This window comes from Streptomyces niveiscabiei (genome assembly GCF_001419795.1).
Lineage (GTDB): Bacteria > Actinomycetota > Actinomycetes > Streptomycetales > Streptomycetaceae > Streptomyces > Streptomyces niveiscabiei.
This window is the reverse complement of record NZ_LIRL01000931.1, coordinates 321-5205: the sequence shown is the minus strand read 5'-3', so window position 1 is coordinate 5205 and position 4885 is coordinate 321. Positions and strand designations below refer to the sequence as shown.

Genomic DNA, 4885 nt, shown 5'->3' with positions numbered 1-4885 from the left:
CGGCGTGACCGTCCCCGGTGTCCTCTCCCGCCCGCCGAAACGGGCCGGCCGTGTCGCGCCGGGGTGGTGGCGCGGCTACGGCATCGCCGTCACCGACCAGGTCTTCGCCTCCCGCCACGGCCTCCTCCGCCGCCACCTCGCCCTCGTCCCCCACGCCAAGGTCCAGAGCGTACGGCTCACCCAAGGGCCCTGGGGGCGGCTCTGGCGGCTCGCCAGCGTCCATGTGGACACCGGGGCCGACAAGACCGTTTCCGCCCGCCTGAGGGACGCCCACGAGGCCGCCGCCCTCCTCGCCGACCAGTCGACCCGCTCACGGACGGGCCGCCACGACGCGCCGCCGGATCGGTGGATGGCGTAAGGGCGGGGGCTGTACGGACCGCTCGTCTGCGGTCTGTACAGCCCCCGGTGAACCTCGACGTTCCGTCAGTACGCCGCGCTGCGCAGGCCCTGGAGGTCCAGCTGTTCGGTCTCGTCGTGCGGCGTCAGGTCGACGACCTGGCCCACGGCTCGGGACGTCTCGTCGGCGGGCTTGAACTCCGCCTCCGACTCGGCCTTGTGCAGGGCCAGCGCTTCCTGGCCGACCACGTCGGCGAGGTCCTCGTTCTGGACCGCCTCCAGGGCCGCGGGCTCGGCGTCCTGCTTCGTGCCGAAGAAGTCGAAGCCCCCCTCGATCGCGGCGCGGCGGACCGGCTGGGCGGCCGGGACGACGGCTACGGCGGTCGGGACCGCGAAGTGGCCGGCCTGACGCTGCACGGAGCCCGCCGGGCGGGGGACGATCTCCCCGGACGTGGACGGCTGCTGCGGGATGCCCGTCGCGTGCGCGGGTTCGAGGGCGTGGGCGGGCTGCTGCGGGATCTCGGCGACGGCCTCGCGCGCGGACTCGACGGCGGTGTCGGTCCCCCGTGCGGACTCCGCGGCGGTGTCGGCCTCGCGCGCGGGCGCCACAGCGCTGTCCGTCGTCCCGCGCGCGGGCACGTCACGTTCCCGGGTGATCTCGTCCGGTGCCGCAGAGGTGCTCTCCGGGGAGGCGCCGTCCCGCTCGGACGGACGGTCCTCGTCCCGCGCGGGGACGCCGTCCGTCTCGGACACTCCGTCACGGAGCGCCTCGTACCGGTCCTCGCTCCCCGTGGACCCGGCGACCGCGTGCCCCTGCGCGTCGGCCGCCCCGGGCTTCCCCTCGCCCTCGTCCTCCGCTACGGGCTCGCCGCCCTCGGGACCATCACCCTTGGGAGAGCCACCGCCTGACGGCCCGTCGCCCTTCACGGACGAACCGCCCACCGGCGAACCCCCCTTGGGGGAACCGTCCTTGGCGGAACCCCCCTCGGCCGCCTCGACCACCCCGGGCCTCTCGAACCGGCCCAGCGCCGCCGCAGCCCGCAGGAACAGCTTCGACCCCTCGGGCGAGAACAACCCGGGAACCGAAGGCTCGACGGCGACGCTCTCGACGCCCTCAGCGGCCCCGGAGCCTTCGGTCCCGGCAGCCTCAGCCGTCCCGGCACCCTTGACCCCGGCCCGCTCGGCCACGGCGACCTCAACCGCCCCGGCGCCCTTGGCTCCGACGACCTCAGCGGCCCCGGCACTCCTCGTCCCAGCGCCCTCGGCCCCGCCCTCAGCCCCGGCGGCCCCCGGCGTCAGGGCCTCCAGCTCCAACCGCCGCCGCCCCTCCAGCGCGCTCGCCCGCTCGGTCTCCGCGTTCGCGTACCGCCGCAGCAGCGCGGCATGCTCGTTGCGCAGCCCGGCCAGTTCGGCCCGCTTCGCGCGCAGGCGCTGCTCCAGCTTGCCGCGCAGCTCGCGGGACTCCTCCAGGTCGGTCTCCAGCTCGGCGACCCGCTCCTCGTAGCGCCACTCGTCGCTGACCCGCGCGCGCGAGAGGTCGGCGACCGTCTTGCCGGCCTGCGCGTCCCAGCGCCGCAGGACGGCCGCGCCGACGATCGCGACGGCGGCGGCGAACGCGGCTATCACGCGCAGTACGCCCGTATCGGAGAACAACCAGGGCCCGAACGCGCAGACGAGGGAGACGCCTGCGATCGCCGACGGGGGCAGCAGCCTGTGCAAAGGCGGTGAATGGCGGTGACGTCCACGTGGCATGGCCAGAAACTTACCGCGCGTAGGGATGCGTTGGCGCCCCGCCCCGTAAAAACACAGCCATCCCGAAACCTTCGCACGGCAGGAGAAATGAATTCCGGCCAGAGCGTGCGGAGGGACCGGCGAAATCCAAGATCATTTCCGGTCGGAGTGTGCGGCGGGGGCCTGAACAGCCGTCCCGCGTGCGCCTGTCGCGCTCCCGCGCGCGGGAGTCACGGTTGCGTCAACCGTTCGCTGACCCACTGAAGGGTGGCCGGAATCTCCCGTCGCCATGTGTTGAAGTTGTGACCTCCGCTGTCGAGGATGATCGACGAGATGCGCGTACGGTTCGTCGCCTTCACCAGATCGATGAACTTCAGGGTCGCCTTGTAGTTCGACTCGCCCTCTTTGCTGCTGGTGACGAGCAGTGAGGTGTCCGGCGCGGGACGGTGTTTGATGAACCACTTCAGGTCCGCCTCGTTCTTCAGCGTCCCGTTCCCCTGGAACAGATCGCCCGTGGTGGGGTCGATGGGCGCCTTGTAGTACGGCGAGAGGCCCGCGCCCGCGGCGAACACCCCGGGGTGGTGCATCGCGAGCTTCAGGGCGCAGTACCCGCCCGTGGAGTCCCCGATGACCCCCCACTTCTTGGCGACCCGGTAGTGCGAGGCGATCGCGGCGGGCAGGTCCTTCGCGAAGAACGACTCCGTCTGGGGCCCGCGCGGGATGTCGACGCACTCCGTGTCGCGCGGGGGCGCGACGGTGGGCCGCAGCATCACGAGGATCATCGGCTGCATCTTCCCGTCCTTGGCGAGGTCGCGCGCGGTGCGCGGGAAGTCCAGCTTGTCGACGAGCGCCTGCGCCGTACCCGGGTACCCCGTCAGGACGATCGACGCGGGGAACGCGCGCGTGCGGTACTGCGGCTGGAAGTACTCCGGCGGCAGGTACACGTACGCGGGGGACGCGATGCGCGTCGTCCGGCCGGCTATCGAGACCTTGTGTATCTGCCCGCGCGTCTGCGGGCTTCCGCCGGGCCCCTCCACGCGCTGTTCGTCGAGGACCTTGAGGGCTCTCGCGGGGCCGCCGGAGGCATGGTCGACGACCACCCCCTGGCCGTTCTCCTTGCCGAAGAGGTCGGCCCAGCTGGCGTAGAAGCCGAACGCCTGGTTGGCCGCGAGGCCCACCGCCGCGAAGAGCGCCACCTGGGTGGCGAGCAGCAGACCCACGCGCCCGGCGACCGGGGCGACGCCCTGCCGCGCCAGCCGCGGCCACAGCCAGACCGTACCGATGAACAGCAGTGCGGCGCACACGATCGCCAGCACCAGCACCTTGTTGCTCGTAAGACCCATAGGGCGTTCCCTGCCTGCGCTTTCCTCGCCGGGCGCCCACGCTGCCCGCACTTCTTCGCGAGGGCTTGTCCCGGTCTTTCCCTGACCTTTGGAGCCGCTTTGGGGATGTGAGTGAACCTCTCTCCCCGAGACACCGTCCTAGAGGACGCAATGTCGCCGGTTCGGCCAATCACGGCACCGGGATCAAGGTCACTCGCGGAACTACGGGATGCGATGTCTGTCAGGGAAGATGGGGAAATGTCGGGCGGGGTTCCGATCCGATCAAGTCGCGTACGGCGCGTTCTGCGAGGTCCGCGCCCCGAGTCCGTTCCGGTTCTCGTCGGCAGAGCCTGTGCCGTCGTAGGACTGCTGGACGTCGCGGCGGGAGTGTTCCCGCGGTTCCGCCACAGCCGCATGCACTCGCTCGCGGAAGTGCTGCCCGGGTCGTTCGGCCCGTTCGCGGCGGCTCTCTCGCTCAGCGCGGGCATCCTGCTGCTGCTGCTCGCGCACGGCCTGAAGCGCGGCAAGCGGCGGGCGTGGCGCGCGGCGGTGGCCCTGCTCCCGGCGGGCGCGGCGGCGCAGTTCACGTACCGCCACTCCCCCGTGGGCGTGATCATCTCGGTCGCGCTGCTGGTCGCGCTGATCGTCTACCGCGACCAGTTCGACGCGCTGCCCGATCCGCGCAGCCGCTGGCGGGCACTGGCCAACTTCATCCTCATGGGCGCGGGCTCCCTCGCTCTCGGCATGGTCATCGTCAGCGTCCACTCGGAGCGGATGGTCGGCGACCCGAGCGTGGCCGACCGGCTGACGCACGTGGTGTACGGCCTGTTCGGCTTCGAGGGGCCCGTGGACTACGCGGGCAACACCTCCTGGACGGTCGCGTTCTCCCTGGGCGCGCTGGGCTGGGTGACCGCGCTCACCACGATCTACCTGGCCTTCCGCCCGGAGCACCCGGCCGCGCAGCTCACCGAGGAGGACGAGACGAAGCTGCGCGCGCTGCTGGAGAAGCACGGCCGCCGCGACTCCCTCGGCCAGTTCGCGCTGCGCCGCGACAAGGCCGTCGTCTTCTCGCCCAGCGGCAAGGCCGCCGTCACCTACCGCGTCGTCTCCGGCGTGATGCTCGCCAGCGGCGACCCCATCGGGGACGTCGAGGCGTGGCCGGGCGCGATCGAGCGGTTCATGGACGAGGCCAAGGCGCACTCCTGGACCCCGGCCGTGATGGGCTGCTCCGAGACCGGCGGCGAGGTCTGGACCCGCGAGACGGGCCTGGACGCGCTGGAGCTCGGCGACGAGGCGGTGGTCGACGTCGCGGATTTCTCGCTGGCCGGCCGCGCGATGCGCAACGTCCGGCAGATGGTCAAGCGCATCGAACGCGCCGGGTACGAAACCCGCGTCCGTCGCATCCGTGACCTCGGCGACACCGAGCTGGAGCGCATCCGCAGGGCCGCCGACGACTGGCGCGGCACCAGCACCGAGCGCGGCTTCTCGATGGCGCT

4 protein-coding genes are annotated in these 4885 nt (G+C 72.2%); 2 read left to right on the top strand and 2 right to left on the bottom strand.

The features are described from left to right. Positions 1-358 (top strand): PH domain-containing protein (locus AOK24_RS51660; RefSeq protein ID WP_240554298.1); only part of this gene is annotated, 358 nt, incomplete at its 5' end. A gap of 65 nt (positions 359-423) precedes the next feature. Here the strand turns inward: AOK24_RS51660 and AOK24_RS37195 are convergent. Continuing rightward, positions 424-2088: a hypothetical protein gene (locus tag AOK24_RS37195; RefSeq protein WP_055724363.1), complete on the bottom strand. Its 1665-nt coding sequence runs from the start codon at positions 2086-2088 to the stop codon at positions 424-426. Positions 2089-2297: 209 nt separating this feature from the next. Further along, the gene (locus AOK24_RS37190; protein ID WP_055724362.1) at positions 2298-3410 is read right to left on the bottom strand and encodes an alpha/beta hydrolase; all 1113 of its coding nucleotides are present in this window, start codon (positions 3408-3410) and stop codon (positions 2298-2300) included. 237 nt (positions 3411-3647) lie between these two features. Here AOK24_RS37190 and AOK24_RS37185 point away from each other — a divergent pair. Further along, a partial coding sequence (locus AOK24_RS37185; protein ID WP_240554299.1) for a phosphatidylglycerol lysyltransferase domain-containing protein occupies positions 3648-4885 on the top strand: 1238 nt, incomplete at its 3' end.